Genomic DNA, 13,869 nt, shown 5'->3' with positions numbered 1-13,869 from the left:
TTTTATTTCTGAACACACTATCTGTTAAGTAGGTGAAAAACATGAAACCATTTATTCCTCAATTAGTTTATTTTGAACCTAAAGCATTGGAATATCCGTTAGGAAAGGCTTTATATGAAAAATTTCAGAGCCTGCCAGTGGAAATTAGGCAAACCACATCCCATAATCAGATTCGCGATTTGCCCGGTGATAATGAACTGCAAAAATATCGAATCGCCAAATCCACGATGGTGATTGGAATACGGAAGACATTAAAATTTGATACATCAAAGCCTTCAGCAGAGTATGCGATCCCGCTGGCTACAGGATGTATGGGGCATTGTCATTATTGTTATTTACAAACAACGCTTGGCAGTAAGCCCTATATTAGAGTGTACGTGAATCTAGAAGAGATTTTTGAACAGGCAAGTAAATATATGGAACAGAGAGCGCCGGAAATCACAAGATTTGAGGCGGCTTGTACCTCCGATATAGTAGGTATTGATCACCTCACGCATTCCTTAAAGGAAACGATTAATTTTATCGGCAGTACTGAATATGGAAGATTACGATTTGTAACTAAATTTCATCATGTCGATCATTTGCTTGATGCTAGACATAATGGAAAAACCAGTTTCCGCTTCTCCATAAACTCCCGTTATGTTATAAAAAATTTTGAGCCAGGAACCTCTTCGTTTGATGAGCGGTTGGAGGCTGCTCGAAAAGTGGCAGCAGCGGGATATCATCTTGGGTTTATAGTCGCTCCGATATATATGCATGAAGGCTGGGAAGAAGGATATTACGAATTATTTGATCGTTTGAGGCATGCGTTAGGTGAAGAGCTGTCCATGATGAAAATTAGCTTTGAACTCATCCAGCATCGCTTTACAAAGCCGGCAAAAAAAGTTATTCAAGCACGATATCCTAAGACAAAGCTTGAGATGGATGAAACGAAGCGTAAGTATAAATGGGGGAAATACGGTATAGGGAAATATGTCTATCCTGATGAAGAAGCGAATGCTTTGAAAACTCATATAGAAAACTCAATCAAAGAGTTCTTTCCGAATGCAGAAATACAATACTTTACCTAATGTGTTCTAAACCTCTCTCTCCCAGATTAAAAATGAGTAAGTAAGGGGGGAGGGGTTTTATTTGTTTATTGACGGAGTGTTTTCCGGAGGAGGTATAAAAGGGTTTGCTCTTATTGGGGCAGTAATTGAATTAGAGAAGCAGGGATATCGGTTTAAAAGAGTAGCCGGAACAAGTGCAGGCGCAATCATTGCCGGGTTTATAGCAGCGGGGTACTCAGGGAGCGAAATTAATGAAATTATGAAAAGCGTTAAATTAACGAAGCTATTGGAAACAAAAAAAAATAAACATTTTCCACTAGCCAAATGGCTCAAATTATATTGGAGTATGGGACTTTACAAAGGGGATGCCTTGGAGCTATGGATTAAAGAGGTATTGGCCAGGAAAAATATTAGGACATTTGCAGATTTAGCTGATAAACAATTGAGAGTTATTGCATCTGATCTAACAAATGGAAGATTGATGGTTTTGCCGGATGATCTGCCAAAATATAATATAAACCCCAATCAGTTCTTAGTGGCGAGAGCGATTCGTATGAGCTGCTCTGTCCCCTTTTTCTTTCAGCCGATTACGCTTCGAACGGTAGGGGAGAAAAGGGTTATCGTAGATGGCGGGGTTTTAAGTAATTTTCCTATGTGGCTGTTTGATCAAGATAATGTTATCGCTGAGAGACCGGTGCTGGGATTAAGGCTGGTACCAGAAAAACAACAAGCAGTGGTCCATGAGCGTGATATCAATAATGCAATCGAACTTTTTACATCTTTATTTGAAACGATGAGGAATGCTCATGATGCCAGATATATTTCAAGAAAATTCGTTAAAAACATTGTGTTTATACCAATTAAAGAGGCGGGATTTATAGAGTTTTCTATTTCTGACAATCAGCGGCTAGTATTAATTGATCAAGGTAAAGAAGCGGCGAAGCATTTTCTTAAGGATTGGGTTTACCGAATCAGATGATATAAAATAATAAACAAGTACACTTTGTAGCATCTACTAATAGTAGGGTGCTTTTTTTGTCTCAAAAAGAGTGGCTCTTAATAGTTATAAACGATAAGAATATGTTGATATAATAAATTGAATGAGAAAATAAAAACATTTTCTTTATATATTAGTAATATTTTCCATTATATAGTGTATTTTGTATAGGACGTTTTTCTCATTTATTAAACGATTATAATTTTTTAAAATAATGATATTGATAATCATTATCAACTGTTATATGATAAGAACCATCATATGTTGAAAGGGAGTTGTATGGATGAAAAGGATTTCATTTTTACTACTATCATTATTCATCCTGCTCGCAGGATGTTCAGGTGGTGGCACTTCACCAAATACAAATACAGATTCAAAGGCATCTGAAAAAAATAAGACCGTGAAGATTGCATGGGCAGATAGTGGGTTCCCATCTCCATTTACATTTACCTCAAATGGTCCCGGAGGATATTTACGCAGCAGTTTCATTTTTGACTCGCTTACTTGGAAAGATGAGACTGGGGTAATTCCTTGGCTGGCATCTTCCTGGGAAGTATCTGAGGACAAGCTAACATACACGTTTAATTTAGAAAAAGATGTGCAGTTTCATGATGGAGAATCATTAACCGCCGATGATGTTGTCTTTTCATATAACTATTTTAAGAAACATGCGTTCCAGTGGAATGCAGATATGTCTAAAATAGCTTCACTAAAGAAAATATCAAATCACAAAGTTGCAATTACGTTGACCGAGGAATATTCCCCATTTATCACTGAAATTTCCGGAATTCTTCCAATTCTACCAGAGCATATCTGGTCAGAAATCGAAAATCCAATGGAATATACGGAAGAAAATGCATTAATAGGTACAGGTCCATATGTTCTTGATAGCTATAACAGCTCGACTGGTAATTATCGTTACCTAGCAAATGAGGCTTATTTCAAAGGTGATGTTACGGTTAAGGAAGTTCAATATTTGAATGTAGAGAATAAAATGCTCTCCCTGCAAAAAGGGGAAATAACCGGCGGCATGACGTATAACTATACAGAAGTGAAGCAAATGGAAGAACAAGGGTTTAAAGCGCTTCAAAGTAATCCAACAGGAAGCGCAGTTCGTATTGTTTTTAATTTGGAAAATGAACAGTTAAGTGATAAAAGGCTACGTCAAGCAATTGCCTATGCACTTAATCGAGGTGAAATAGCAGAAAAAGTATTGGGGAATTCCAAAACCATTGTTGGTAGCGGAGGGGTAATTCCACCTGATTCGGATTGGTTTAATGAAGATGTAAAAAAATATGATTATGATGTGGATCAAGCAAATGAAATGTTAGATTCACTCGGATATGAAAAAAATAAAAATGGTGTTCGAGAAGAGCTTAGCTTAAAACTTCTGGTTTCTTCTACTCCTCAGGAAGCCGAATTAATGAGATCAATGCTTGCTGATGTAGGGGTGAAATTGCAAATTCAAACAGTAGATACAGCTACTTTTACAACTGCTATGAGTGAAGGGAAATATGATATGGCTTTAACAGGGCACATTGGATTAAGTGGGGATCCTGATTTCCTCCGCTTATGGTTCTCTGGTCAGGCAAGCAATGCATATGCTGGGAATGCTGTATTCAATCATCAAGAATTTAACGAGTTGGCTAGTAAACAACTGTCTCAAGAAGGGGAAGAGCGTAACGAAACAGTTGATTCTATGCAGGATATTTTAGCTGAAGAGCTGCCTACATTAGTGATTTACCATCGCCCGTTCTACTTTGTTTATGATGCTAATGTATTTGATGAATGGTTTAACACATATGGTGGTATTTCAGACGGAATTCCATTAACAGATAACAAGGCAGCGTTTATTGAATATGATTAAAATTTTTAAGCTGTACGGTTCTCTTCTTCTTATCTTGATTCTCTTAAATTTTTTTCTTCCTCGACTAATGCCGGGGGGACCTCTTGAATATTTAGAGGGGCAGGAAAGTGGTGCAACTTTAACAGAGCAACAAAAGAATTCAATGATTGAATATTATGGGCTGAATGATTCAATGGCCGAACAATTTATTGATTATATAGTTGGCATCGTACAGTTTGATTTTGGATTTTCATATACTTATAAATTGCCTGTTAATGATATCATAATGGACCATATTTCTTACACGCTATGGATTGTCGGAATTTCTTCTGTTCTATCCATTGTAATTGGTATTTTTTTAGGACTGCTATCGGGTTGGGTTCATCATAAAAAAGGTGATAAAACATTCATGTCAACAATGCTGGCAATTGGCGCTTTACCCGAATTTTTATTCGGTATGCTATTGCTTATTGTGTTTGGAGTTATGCTGGATATGCTTCCAATGAGCGGAGCCCATACACCGTTTATGGATAGCGAATCAATATGGGTAAAAGTTAATGATGCGGCTAAGTATGCTATTTTACCAATAGTGACATTAACCATGGTAAACCTGACAAGGATCTATTTACTCGTGCGTAATGAAACGATTCAGGTAGCTTCCTCACCTTACATTGAATTTGCGAAGATGAAGGGCGTCAGGGAAATCCGGTTAGTTTTCAGACATGCGTTTAAAAATGTTTTAATACCTATATTTACTCTGATTATGATAAGAATTGGCTACACCTTTACAGGAGCAATCTTTGTAGAGACGTTATTTTCTTACCCGGGAATTGGGCAGTTATTAAAAGAGTCCATTCTTTCACGGGATTACCCATTGATGCATGGTCTGTTTTTATTATTTGCTGTTATGATTTTGATTTGCAATGCACTGGCAGATTCTATTTATCCTAAACTAGATCCACGTGTTAGAGGGGGCAAACATGTTGAAAAAGTTCTATAAGTTCCCTTTACTTTGTTTAGCCGTGGTCATGCTGTTGGCATTCTTTGGTCCATTACTTTCTCCTTATTCAGCAATGGATTATAGCGGAGGATTGTTTGAACCTCCTTCATCTGAGCATTGGCTGGGTACAAATCGTTTAGGTCAGGATATATTTAGCCAATTATTATATGGAACCCGTACAAGTGTCTTAATTGGACTTTGTATTGCTCTGTGTTCGACAGTTTTAAGTGTATTGCTGGGACTGGCAGCGGGATATTTGCCGAAATTCGATAAATTCATTAACGGGCTGGCCAATATTTTATTAGTGCTTCCAAATTTGCTTTTGATATTATTGGTTGTTGCTTTTACGGGTTCTGGTGTAATTCAGCTTGTAATCATTTTAAGTCTTTTATCGTGGCCGGGTTATATGAGAATTATTCGATCCTCAGTTTTAACATTAAAAGAAAGAGAATTTGTAAAAGCATCGGCGCTGTTTGGTGGCAGTTCTTTTTATGTATTGAAATCTCATATTCTTCCGCAATTGCAGCCCATCATAAAGACTAAATTCGTGATGACATTTCAATCTGCTGTTTTGACAGAAGCAGGTTTAGCATTCCTAGGTTTGGGTGACCCGAATGTGATATCTTGGGGAAGCATGTTAAATATGGCTTTCACACAAACATCTATTTTCTTAACTGGCCAATGGACATGGATTGTATTGCCGCCAGTGATTATGCTGCTCATCACATCGGTTTCGCTTGCTTTCTTATTGGAAGATAAACAGAAGAAGTCTTCAAAAACAAAGAAACAAAAGGGTACAACACCAGTGACCGGCAAGTCTCGCGATTTATATTGTCACTTGGAGCAGGTTACATATGACGAGACTACTATTGTTGAAAATATCGAGCTTACGATCAAAAGAGGAGAGATTGTGAGTTTGATTGGGCCTTCAGGCAGTGGAAAAACAACGATAGCCAGAGCTTTGTACGGATTATTGCCGGCTGAGAACTGGGTTGGCGATGTTACATATGACGGTGAGTCTGTTCGCGAGAAATCCTTTAGAGAAAAGCACTACTGGAAAACATGCTCATTTATCTATCAGGATGCACGGGCGGCATTTAATCCAGTATTAAAAATAAAAGAACAGTTTTTAGAAACCGGTATAAGTCTTGTGGAAGCTGAGAAGAGTGTTGTGGAAGTCGCGTTAAATAAAAACATTTTGGACAAGTATCCGCATGAGTGCTCCGGCGGCATGTTGAGCCGGGCTCTAATCGCACTCTCTCTGGTAAATAAACCAGCTTTTGTGATTGCAGATGAATGCACAAGTGCGCTGGATCCTATATTGAAAAAAGAAGTAGTGGAACTCTTGGAGGAAAAAGTCCGTTCACATGGGATCAGTCTATTATTTATCACGCATGATTTAGATGTAGCGTATGCAATCTCGGATCGGATTTTTAGTTTAAGTGATAAACAACTGATGAAGGAAGTGCAATGAATGTTAAGAGTTCAAGATGTAAATAAAAGCTACCAAAATCAGGATGTGCTTCGGGGAATCAATTTTGAGATTTTGTGCAATGAATTTATTTGTTTGATAGGAGAATCAGGGTCAGGTAAATCTACAACGGCTGAAATTATTATGGGAATTCAATCACCGACAAGCGGACTTGTTGAAAAAGAGCCATGTTGTACGATTCAATATATTTATCAAAATCCGGAGCGTTCTTTTAACCCGTTTTGGACAATGGAGAAAAGTTTAATGGAACCGCTTGTACTTAAAAAGGAAAAGCCGGAATCAATAAAAAAGAAAATAAAAGAATTAATGGCTAAGGCGGACTTACCGACGGAATTATTAGCAAAAAAACCAAGCCAATGTTCCGGAGGACAAAAACAGAGATTAGCTATTATTAGAGCTTTATTAATGAATCCTAAGCTTTTAATAGCCGATGAAATTACATCTGCTCTGGATCCGCAAACAGAAAAGTTAATCATCAATCTATTAAAGAAATTTCAGGTTGAATTCCATATGTCTGTTTTATACATTACGCACCGAATTCAGTCTGTTGGTAATGTAGCAGATCGAATGATGGTACTTGAGACAGGGACCATTGTCGAAAGCGGACCTCCTTCTCAAGTTCTAAACCACTCAACACATCCCTACACAAAAAAATTAGTAGAGGCATGCTACTACTTTGAAAATAAAAAGCTGAGACGACTGAACAGGAGCGAAGAGCATAAGACGAATACTCGAAGGGAAAGTTCTTCCCCGCAGAGTATTTGCTTATGACTCGAGCTCCTAGGAGTCGAAGCTAGATTGAATAAAAAGCTGAAACGGCTTGCCCAGAAGCGAAGAGCATAAGACAGAGGCTCGTAGGGGAAGGTTTTTAGGAACAAAGGCTAAGAGCGCCACATCGTGTGGCAACGCCTTCGTGACCTACGTCCTGTAGCCCTCCGCAGAGACTATGCTTATGTCCTGAGCTTCTAGCCGTTGAAGCTAGATTACATAAAAAGCTGAGACGGCTGATTTAAGGAACGAAGACTAAATGCGCCACGTCGTGTGGCAACGTCTTCATGACCTACATCCTGTAGGCCCGCGAAGAGCATAAGAGGAGGTGCGCAGGGAGAGTGTTTGATGGAACAAAGACTAAAGACACCACATCCTGTGGTAACGTCTTTGTGACCAACATCGTGTTGGCCTCCGTAGTGGCTATTCTTACGACCTCGAGCGGCTAGGCCCTGAAGCTGGATTAAATAAAAAGCTGAGACGGCTGATTTAAGGAACGAAGACTAAATGCGCCACGTCGTGTGGCAACGTCTTCATGACCTACATCCTGTAGGCCCGCGAAGAGCATAAGACAGAGGCTCGTAGGGGAAGGCTTTAAGGAACAAAGGCTAAGAGCGCCACATCGTGTGGCAACGCCTTCGTGACCTACGTCCTGTAGCCCTCCGCAGAGACTATGCTTATGTCCTGAGCTTCTAGCCGTTGAAGCTAGATTGCGCAAAAAGCTGAAACGACTGCCCAGCTCCGACAAGCATAAGAGGAGGCACGTAGGGAGGTGATCTTTCCTCCTGTAGTGGCTACACTTATGACTCGAGGAGTTAGGAGTTGAAGCTAGATTACTCAACACAAGGAGGAGATACAATGGAACTTAAAATACTGGAACTATGTCCGAATCATGCATTTGGTTATAAAACAGAATTATCATCCGGTCAACATACTAAATTAATGGAATATGAGTTTGCAAACATTGAATTGGCTCCATACAAAGTTTTGGTTATTACGGATTTTGCAGATCAGGAGTATTTGTATAAACATAAAGAAAAAATAGAGCAATTCTTAAACGAAGGAAAGATTGTTGTCTTTTGTGGCCACTTATTCAGAGAATGGCTGCCAGGCTGTACGCCAATGATGCCGAAGAAGATTCGCGGCCATCAGGATTACCTAGTAGAGGTTCCTGAGGATTCACCGATTTTTAAAGGTGTAAAAGTAGAGGATATGGTATATACGAAGGGTGTTGCAGGTTTCTTTGCAAGAGGTTTTTATTTGCCACCGAAACATGCGGAGATTTGCCTAACATTTACAGATGGTAAGGCCATTACGTACATTGATCGTGAAACAACGAATGGGACAGTTATTGTTCATGCTGGCAGGAGTTTATTAGGATATGGTCAGCGGAAAAACACAACAAATCAAATAACTCCTCATTTTATAGAGGTTCTTAAGAAGGAAATAGTACGCACCAAAGGAGTTGAGGCATAATGAGAAAAATAGCTGTGATTTATGGCGGGCATGCGCCGCATTATAGAACTTTTCATGAGCCAAAGTATGCGCAATTCATAGACTCTCTTATTTATCAGCTTGAATTGAAAGATTTTGATTTAACAGGATTTGATGTGTTGATTGTTCCTTCTCAATTAAATGGTCAAATACTGCTTGATAATAAAGAGAAGTTCTATGAGTTTGCTGATCAGGGCGGTATTATTGTGGCTATGGGTCCACAGCCATGGGAATGGCTCCCTAATCAAAAATGGGAAGAACGCGAGACGAATTTTTGGTGGTGGCTTGAAGAAAATGCAAATAGTGGGTTAGTAACTAAAAATGATGACCATGAATTTTTTAAGTATATTACGCTTGAGGATTCAACATGGCATCAACACGGAGTATTTTGGCCACCAGAGCATGCTACCACACTTATAGCTACGGATGATGGCGGATCTGTACTGTATATAGATGAACAATCAACTAAGGGCACTTGGATTATTACGACTCTTGATCCTGACTATCATTATGGTTCCTATTTTATGCCGGCAACTGAACGATTTTTAGATGGCCTTTTTCCATGGTTGTATCGTGGAGAATTTAAATAAGTCAATTTATCAGTTAAACTTTTAATCTATAACTTATGGATTATCCTTTATTATAATCACCCTAGCTTATTATTCTAATTTTACCCGTTAGGTGAAATAAGGATTAAAGTATCAATCATATTGTTCTTTAACGAAAGCACGTAAAAAACCGAACTCTTTAAAAAAGGGCCCGGTTTTTTTTACGTGCTTTCTTTCCTTCTATGACAGTCAGTTTGACATCTGACTTTTTCTTAGGTCTGTTAATCAGCTGTTCTTTAGAAATGACAGTTAATCCATGTGTATTATGTTTGCTTCTTTTTGTTTTAATCATTTCATGTTTACGTTTCTTCTTGATTGTTTTTCGGGCTGCTTTCCTGTATGCCTGATACTCTCCACCCGAGTTACCATTCCTGAATCGTGTAATAACAAAATAAATCAACCCAACAACAGCGGCTCCAATGAGTACGTTTTTAATTAGTTCGAACGGGTTATTTATCAAAGTGGAAATTAACCCCAAAGCTGCGAAACCAAGAAGGATATAAATAATAATCATCGAATTCTTACGATTCACAGAAAGCACCTCCTTTAAGAGCATCATTGGCATATTTAGGAAAAAATAAACAATAAGCAAGGAAATTATTTTTCTTTTATTATTCTTTACACTATTTTTTCTTCGAGTAAACCTTGTTTGTAGTTATTTTCAGTTTCGAGCATTTTGTTAAATGATACGATGGCTACCTCAATTTGTTCATCGCTTGGTTCCTTTGTCGTTAAAAGCTGCAACCATAGTCCCGGATAACCTAAAAAGCGCAATACAGGAACGTTACGTACTTTATTGGTTAACTGCAGTACTTCGAATGATACACCTAGGACAATTGGTATTAAGGCAATTCGGTTTAAAATACGAATATAAAGGACATCAGAAGGAACGAACATATATAGAAAAACTCCAACAAATACGGTGAATAAAATAAAGCTGCTTCCGCATCGATAATGCAATCTAGATGCGTTACGAACATTTTCCACCGTTAATTCCTTATTGCTTTCAAATGCGTTGATAACCTTATGTTCTGCCCCATGGTATTGAAAGACTCTTTTTACGAGCGGTGTTAACGATACGATATAGATATATAGTAATAATAATGTGAGTTTGAAAAAACCTTCTAATAATACTTGTACTGTTTCTCCGGGTGCTATGCTCTTAAAAATAACAGCCAAAAATATTGGTACTACGGTAAAAAGTAATTTACTGAGTATAAAGGATAAAATCCCAATGCCTGCTACGCCCAAAATCATACCCAGTTTAGACGTTTCTTCTTCTTCAATCTTATGGTCATCTGCTGGGTCAACGTCATATCGATCTGTAGAGAAAGATAAATGCTTGGAGCCGATTGCACTGGATTCTAATAAAGCCACAATACCACGCAGAAACGGAATCTTTTTTAATTTTATCAGCAGGGGATGGCTTGTTTTTGGCAATGCATAGGAATCGAATGATCCATCTTTTCGTTTAATGGTTGTAACGGTACAATGTTTGCCTCCAAACATTACACCTTCTAATACAGCCTGTCCGCCGTAGATTGGCTTATTATCCAATTTATTCATCACTCCATAATGGTTAAGTTGTCTATATTATCTATTCTACAGAATTTTTCTCTATTTCACTAGTGATTGTTTCCATTTCTCTTATGAACTTTGTCTATTTCGCACATACTAGCAGTTGTGAGGTGATTGGATATGGAAACAGCAAAAGAAAAGCTGAAAAAGCCGATGGGCTATTATGGTGTAATTAATTCAGTTGGATTTTATGGAGGATTGCTTTGGGGTGCGATTTTTCAAATCTGTCACTATTTTCATTTTACGGAAATAGGTCCAACATTTCTTCTTCGCACATGGGTGAAAGCCGATTTTGTTAAAGGGTGGATGGGCGTGGTACTGTCAATTTTATGCCTGTGTCTTATTTCTATGCTCTTTGCTTATGTTTACTCCTTTATTTTTCGTAAGATGCAATCTTATTGGATTGGTATTGTTTATGGGATTGCTCTGTGGGGTCTTTCATTCCTTGTATTAAGGCCATTATTTCCAGGAATGAAAACGGTTGGGGAACTATCAGCGGATACCATTGTAACGACACTATGTATCTTTGTCTTGTACGGACTATTTGTCGGGTACTCCATTAGTTTTGAATATCATGAACGGAAACTAGAGGCAGAGGAAGGAAAGAAAGTAAAAGTGGATTCCGTCCAGTAATAGGTAGTCGAATTTTTCACTCTTGTGTTAAAATTGAAAGTATCACTTTAAAACACGGGAGCCTGGTTATGGATAAAAAAATTTATTTAATCAACGGACCAAATCTAAATTATCTGGGGTTTCGAGAGCCCGAGATTTATGGAAGAACGACTCTTGCAGATCTTGAAGAGTCGTTAGCGACTCAGTCTATAAAACTCGGGGCGCAATTGGTGTGTTTTCAATCCAATTACGAAGGAGCGATAATAGATAGGCTATATGAGGCGGAAACAAACTCGGCTTCAGGGATTATCTTAAACCCAGGGGCATTTACGCACTACAGCTATGCGATACGGGATGCGATCGCCTCTATTTCAGTTCCGGTAATAGAAGTACATATTTCAAATGTCCATGCCAGAGAACCTTTTCGTCATCAATCTGTCACTGCCCCTGTCACGAAGGGTCAAATTGTAGGGCTTGGGTTGAATGGCTATGAATTGGCGTTACGTGCTTTATTGACTACTTAATCATGAGGGAGAGGTCTATTCAATGGAAAAAATTCAGAGATTGCGTGAAAGATTAAGTCAGGAACATATTGATGCTATCATTATTACAAACCCATATAACCGCAGATATATTTCTAACTTTACTGGAACAGCGGGAGTAGTCGTAATTTCCCAGAAGGATGCAAAATTTATTACAGATTTTAGATACGTGGAGCAAGCGGGTAAACAGGCAGTTGGATTTGAGATTGTCAAACATAGCGGACCAATTCAAGATGAGATAGCGGCTCAATTGAAGGAAATGAATGCAAAAAAAATCGGGTTTGAACAGGATGACCTTACTTATGCTACCTATAAGTTATATGAAAAAGTTGTGGAAGGTGAACTTGTTCCTGTTTCCAATGTTGTTGAAAAATTGCGCTTGATTAAGACACCGCAAGAGATTAAGATATTAAAGGAAGCAGCAGACATAGCAGATGCTGCATTTAAACATATTATTGAGTATATTCGTCCAGGTTTAACTGAAATAGAAGTATCAAATGAATTAGAATTCTTTATGCGTAAAGCAGGGGCTACTTCATCATCATTTGATATCATTGTCGCTTCTGGTGCACGTTCTGCATTGCCGCACGGTGTTGCAACAGAAAAAGTAATAGAAAAAGGCGATTTTGTCACAATGGATTACGGTGCCCTTTATAATGGGTATATATCTGATATTACACGTACAGTGGCGGTCGGTAACCCAACTGATGAATTAAAGAAAATCTATGATGTTACCCTGGAAGCTCAGTTGTATGCAATGGAGCATATTAAACCGGGTATGACAGGTCGCGAAGCAGATGCTCTTGCAAGAGATATCATAGCTGCCAAAGGATATGGGGAATACTTCGGTCATTCCCTTGGACATGGGATTGGGCTTGAAGTGCACGAAGGTCCTGGACTTTCTGCTAAATCTGATATTATTTTGGAAAAAGGCATGACTGTCACTTGTGAACCTGGTATTTATTTACCTGGAGTTGGAGGAGTAAGAATTGAAGATGATCTCCTTATTACGGATGATTCTAACGAAACCTTTACTCATTCAACGAAAGATTTACTTATTTTATAAGGCTGTAGGAGGCTATATTGTATGATTTCTGTTAATGATTTTAAAACTGGTTTAACAATTGAAGTGGATGGCGGTATCTGGCAAGTAATTGAATTCCAACACGTAAAACCTGGTAAAGGAGCTGCGTTTGTACGTTCTAAATTACGTAATCTTCGTACAGGTGCTATCCAGGAGAAAACTTTCCGTGCTGGTGAAAAAGTTGCTAAAGCACATATCGAAAACCGTAAAATGCAATACTTATATGCAAGTGGAGATAATCATGTGTTTATGGATAACGAAACATATGATCAAATCGAATTGTCATCTAAGCAAATCGAATATGAATTGAAATTCTTGAAAGAAAACATGGAAGTGTCTATCATGATGTTCCAAACGGAAACACTTGGCGTTCAGCTTCCAACAACTGTTACATTGGTAGTAACTGAAACAGAACCAGGTATCAAAGGTGATACAGCATCAGGCGGTACGAAACCAGCTACTGTTGAAACTGGTCTTACTGTTCAAGTTCCTTTCTTTGTAAATGAAGGTGACAAACTGATCATCAATACTTCTGATGCATCTTATGTATCAAGAGGTTAATAAATAGGTGTAAAGACTCCCGGGAATAAATTCCCGGGAGTTTTTTGTTTAAGCCAAAATATATAGTGAACAACCCCGTCATCCAATTCCACCTTTCCTTAGTTCCGCCATTCCAATTAATTTACTGGATTCTTCTATCTCTATACCTTTTTCCGAATCTAAAGAGATTTTTATTTTACGGTTATAGTCATTTAACCGCGCGTTTGTTTCTAAAAAAGTCATAAACGGCCTGTCCATG

Annotated in this window: 15 protein-coding genes; 12 read left to right on the top strand and 3 right to left on the bottom strand. The window is 38.3% G+C overall.

Annotation, left to right across the window (positions count from 1 at the left end; translation table 11 throughout):
- The first annotated feature begins 41 nt into the window (after window positions 1-41).
- From splB to F7984_RS13350, 8 genes are all read left to right on the top strand, one after another.
- Window positions 42-1,070 (top strand): spore photoproduct lyase, encoded by a 1,029-nt coding sequence (gene splB, locus F7984_RS13385; protein ID WP_066105011.1) that lies wholly within the window; start codon window positions 42-44, stop codon window positions 1,068-1,070.
- A 61-nt stretch (window positions 1,071-1,131) separates the two neighbouring features.
- The gene (locus tag F7984_RS13380) at window positions 1,132-2,028 is read left to right on the top strand and encodes a patatin-like phospholipase family protein (RefSeq protein WP_066105006.1); all 897 of its coding nucleotides are present in this window, start codon (window positions 1,132-1,134) and stop codon (window positions 2,026-2,028) included.
- A 301-nt stretch (window positions 2,029-2,329) separates the two neighbouring features.
- On the top strand, window positions 2,330-3,913 hold the full coding sequence (locus F7984_RS13375; protein ID WP_140462030.1) for an ABC transporter substrate-binding protein: 1,584 nt from the start codon (window positions 2,330-2,332) through the stop codon (window positions 3,911-3,913).
- A 67-nt stretch (window positions 3,914-3,980) separates the two neighbouring features.
- Window positions 3,981-4,892, top strand: a complete 912-nt coding sequence (locus F7984_RS13370) for an ABC transporter permease (protein ID WP_225983604.1) — start codon at window positions 3,981-3,983, stop codon at window positions 4,890-4,892.
- Window positions 4,873-6,366, top strand: coding sequence for an ATP-binding cassette domain-containing protein (locus tag F7984_RS13365; RefSeq protein ID WP_140462031.1), 1,494 nt, complete (start codon window positions 4,873-4,875; stop codon window positions 6,364-6,366). The genes F7984_RS13370 and F7984_RS13365 overlap by 20 nt, the downstream gene beginning before the upstream one ends.
- The gene (locus F7984_RS13360) at window positions 6,367-7,155 is read left to right on the top strand and encodes an ABC transporter ATP-binding protein (protein ID WP_066104997.1); all 789 of its coding nucleotides are present in this window, start codon (window positions 6,367-6,369) and stop codon (window positions 7,153-7,155) included.
- An 855-nt stretch (window positions 7,156-8,010) separates the two neighbouring features.
- On the top strand, window positions 8,011-8,628 hold the full coding sequence (locus F7984_RS13355; protein ID WP_140462032.1) for a phosphate starvation-inducible protein PhoH: 618 nt from the start codon (window positions 8,011-8,013) through the stop codon (window positions 8,626-8,628).
- The gene (locus F7984_RS13350) at window positions 8,628-9,236 is read left to right on the top strand and encodes a hypothetical protein (RefSeq protein WP_066104987.1); all 609 of its coding nucleotides are present in this window, start codon (window positions 8,628-8,630) and stop codon (window positions 9,234-9,236) included. Before F7984_RS13355 ends, F7984_RS13350 begins: the two co-directional genes overlap by 1 nt.
- 157 nt (window positions 9,237-9,393) lie before the next feature.
- On the opposite strand, the gene F7984_RS13345 is transcribed toward F7984_RS13350, so the two are convergent.
- Window positions 9,394-9,786, bottom strand: coding sequence for an SA1362 family protein (locus tag F7984_RS13345; RefSeq protein ID WP_077248061.1), 393 nt, complete (start codon window positions 9,784-9,786; stop codon window positions 9,394-9,396).
- Between the two features lie 86 nt (window positions 9,787-9,872).
- Window positions 9,873-10,820, bottom strand: a complete 948-nt coding sequence (locus F7984_RS13340; protein ID WP_066104984.1) for a DUF1385 domain-containing protein — start codon at window positions 10,818-10,820, stop codon at window positions 9,873-9,875.
- Window positions 10,821-10,952: 132 nt separating this feature from the next.
- Here F7984_RS13340 and F7984_RS13335 point away from each other — a divergent pair, with 132 nt between their 5' ends.
- The 4 genes from F7984_RS13335 to efp all read left to right on the top strand — a co-directional run bounded on the left by F7984_RS13335 (window position 10,953) and on the right by efp (window position 13,631).
- Window positions 10,953-11,465, top strand: coding sequence for a YqhR family membrane protein (locus tag F7984_RS13335; protein WP_066104981.1), 513 nt, complete (start codon window positions 10,953-10,955; stop codon window positions 11,463-11,465).
- Window positions 11,466-11,533: 68 nt separating this feature from the next.
- A complete protein-coding gene (gene aroQ / locus F7984_RS13330; protein WP_139892488.1) occupies window positions 11,534-11,968 on the top strand; it encodes a type II 3-dehydroquinate dehydratase in 435 nt (144 codons plus the stop codon).
- A gap of 22 nt (window positions 11,969-11,990) precedes the next feature.
- Window positions 11,991-13,052, top strand: coding sequence for a M24 family metallopeptidase (locus tag F7984_RS13325; RefSeq protein ID WP_139892486.1), 1,062 nt, complete (start codon window positions 11,991-11,993; stop codon window positions 13,050-13,052).
- A gap of 21 nt (window positions 13,053-13,073) precedes the next feature.
- Window positions 13,074-13,631, top strand: a complete 558-nt coding sequence (gene efp, locus F7984_RS13320) for an elongation factor P (RefSeq protein WP_066104976.1) — start codon at window positions 13,074-13,076, stop codon at window positions 13,629-13,631.
- A 78-nt stretch (window positions 13,632-13,709) separates the two neighbouring features.
- On the opposite strand, the gene F7984_RS19135 is transcribed toward efp, so the two are convergent.
- Complete coding sequence (locus tag F7984_RS19135) at window positions 13,710-13,853, bottom strand: hypothetical protein (protein WP_180350001.1); 144 nt, start codon at window positions 13,851-13,853, stop codon at window positions 13,710-13,712.
- Window positions 13,854-13,869 lie beyond the last annotated feature (16 nt).

The sequence above is a fragment of the Pradoshia sp. D12 genome (assembly GCF_008935075.1).
In the GTDB taxonomy this organism is placed as follows: Bacteria; Bacillota; Bacilli; order Bacillales; family Pradoshiaceae; genus Pradoshia.
Note: the sequence above shows the minus strand (reverse complement) of the source record. Positions and strands in the feature narration are given on the sequence as shown.

Excerpts from the sequence above, each read along its gene's own strand:
- efp (WP_066104976.1), top strand. The coding sequence starts at position 13,074 with ATGATTTCTGTTAATGATTTTAAAACTGGTTTAACAATTGAAGTGGAT.
- splB (WP_066105011.1), top strand. The coding sequence starts at position 42 with ATGAAACCATTTATTCCTCAATTAGTTTATTTTGAACCTAAAGCATTG.
- F7984_RS19135 (WP_180350001.1), bottom strand. The coding sequence starts at position 13,853 with ATGACTTTTTTAGAAACAAACGCGCGGTTAAATGACTATAACCGTAAA.
- F7984_RS13340 (WP_066104984.1), bottom strand. The coding sequence starts at position 10,820 with ATGAATAAATTGGATAATAAGCCAATCTACGGCGGACAGGCTGTATTA.
- F7984_RS13375 (WP_140462030.1), top strand. The coding sequence starts at position 2,330 with ATGAAAAGGATTTCATTTTTACTACTATCATTATTCATCCTGCTCGCA.
- F7984_RS13325 (WP_139892486.1), top strand. The coding sequence starts at position 11,991 with ATGGAAAAAATTCAGAGATTGCGTGAAAGATTAAGTCAGGAACATATT.
- F7984_RS13365 (WP_140462031.1), top strand. The coding sequence starts at position 4,873 with ATGTTGAAAAAGTTCTATAAGTTCCCTTTACTTTGTTTAGCCGTGGTC.
- F7984_RS13355 (WP_140462032.1), top strand. The coding sequence starts at position 8,011 with ATGGAACTTAAAATACTGGAACTATGTCCGAATCATGCATTTGGTTAT.
- aroQ (WP_139892488.1), top strand. The coding sequence starts at position 11,534 with ATGGATAAAAAAATTTATTTAATCAACGGACCAAATCTAAATTATCTG.
- F7984_RS13370 (WP_225983604.1), top strand. The coding sequence starts at position 3,981 with ATGCCGGGGGGACCTCTTGAATATTTAGAGGGGCAGGAAAGTGGTGCA.
- F7984_RS13335 (WP_066104981.1), top strand. The coding sequence starts at position 10,953 with ATGGAAACAGCAAAAGAAAAGCTGAAAAAGCCGATGGGCTATTATGGT.
- F7984_RS13360 (WP_066104997.1), top strand. The coding sequence starts at position 6,367 with ATGTTAAGAGTTCAAGATGTAAATAAAAGCTACCAAAATCAGGATGTG.
- F7984_RS13350 (WP_066104987.1), top strand. The coding sequence starts at position 8,628 with ATGAGAAAAATAGCTGTGATTTATGGCGGGCATGCGCCGCATTATAGA.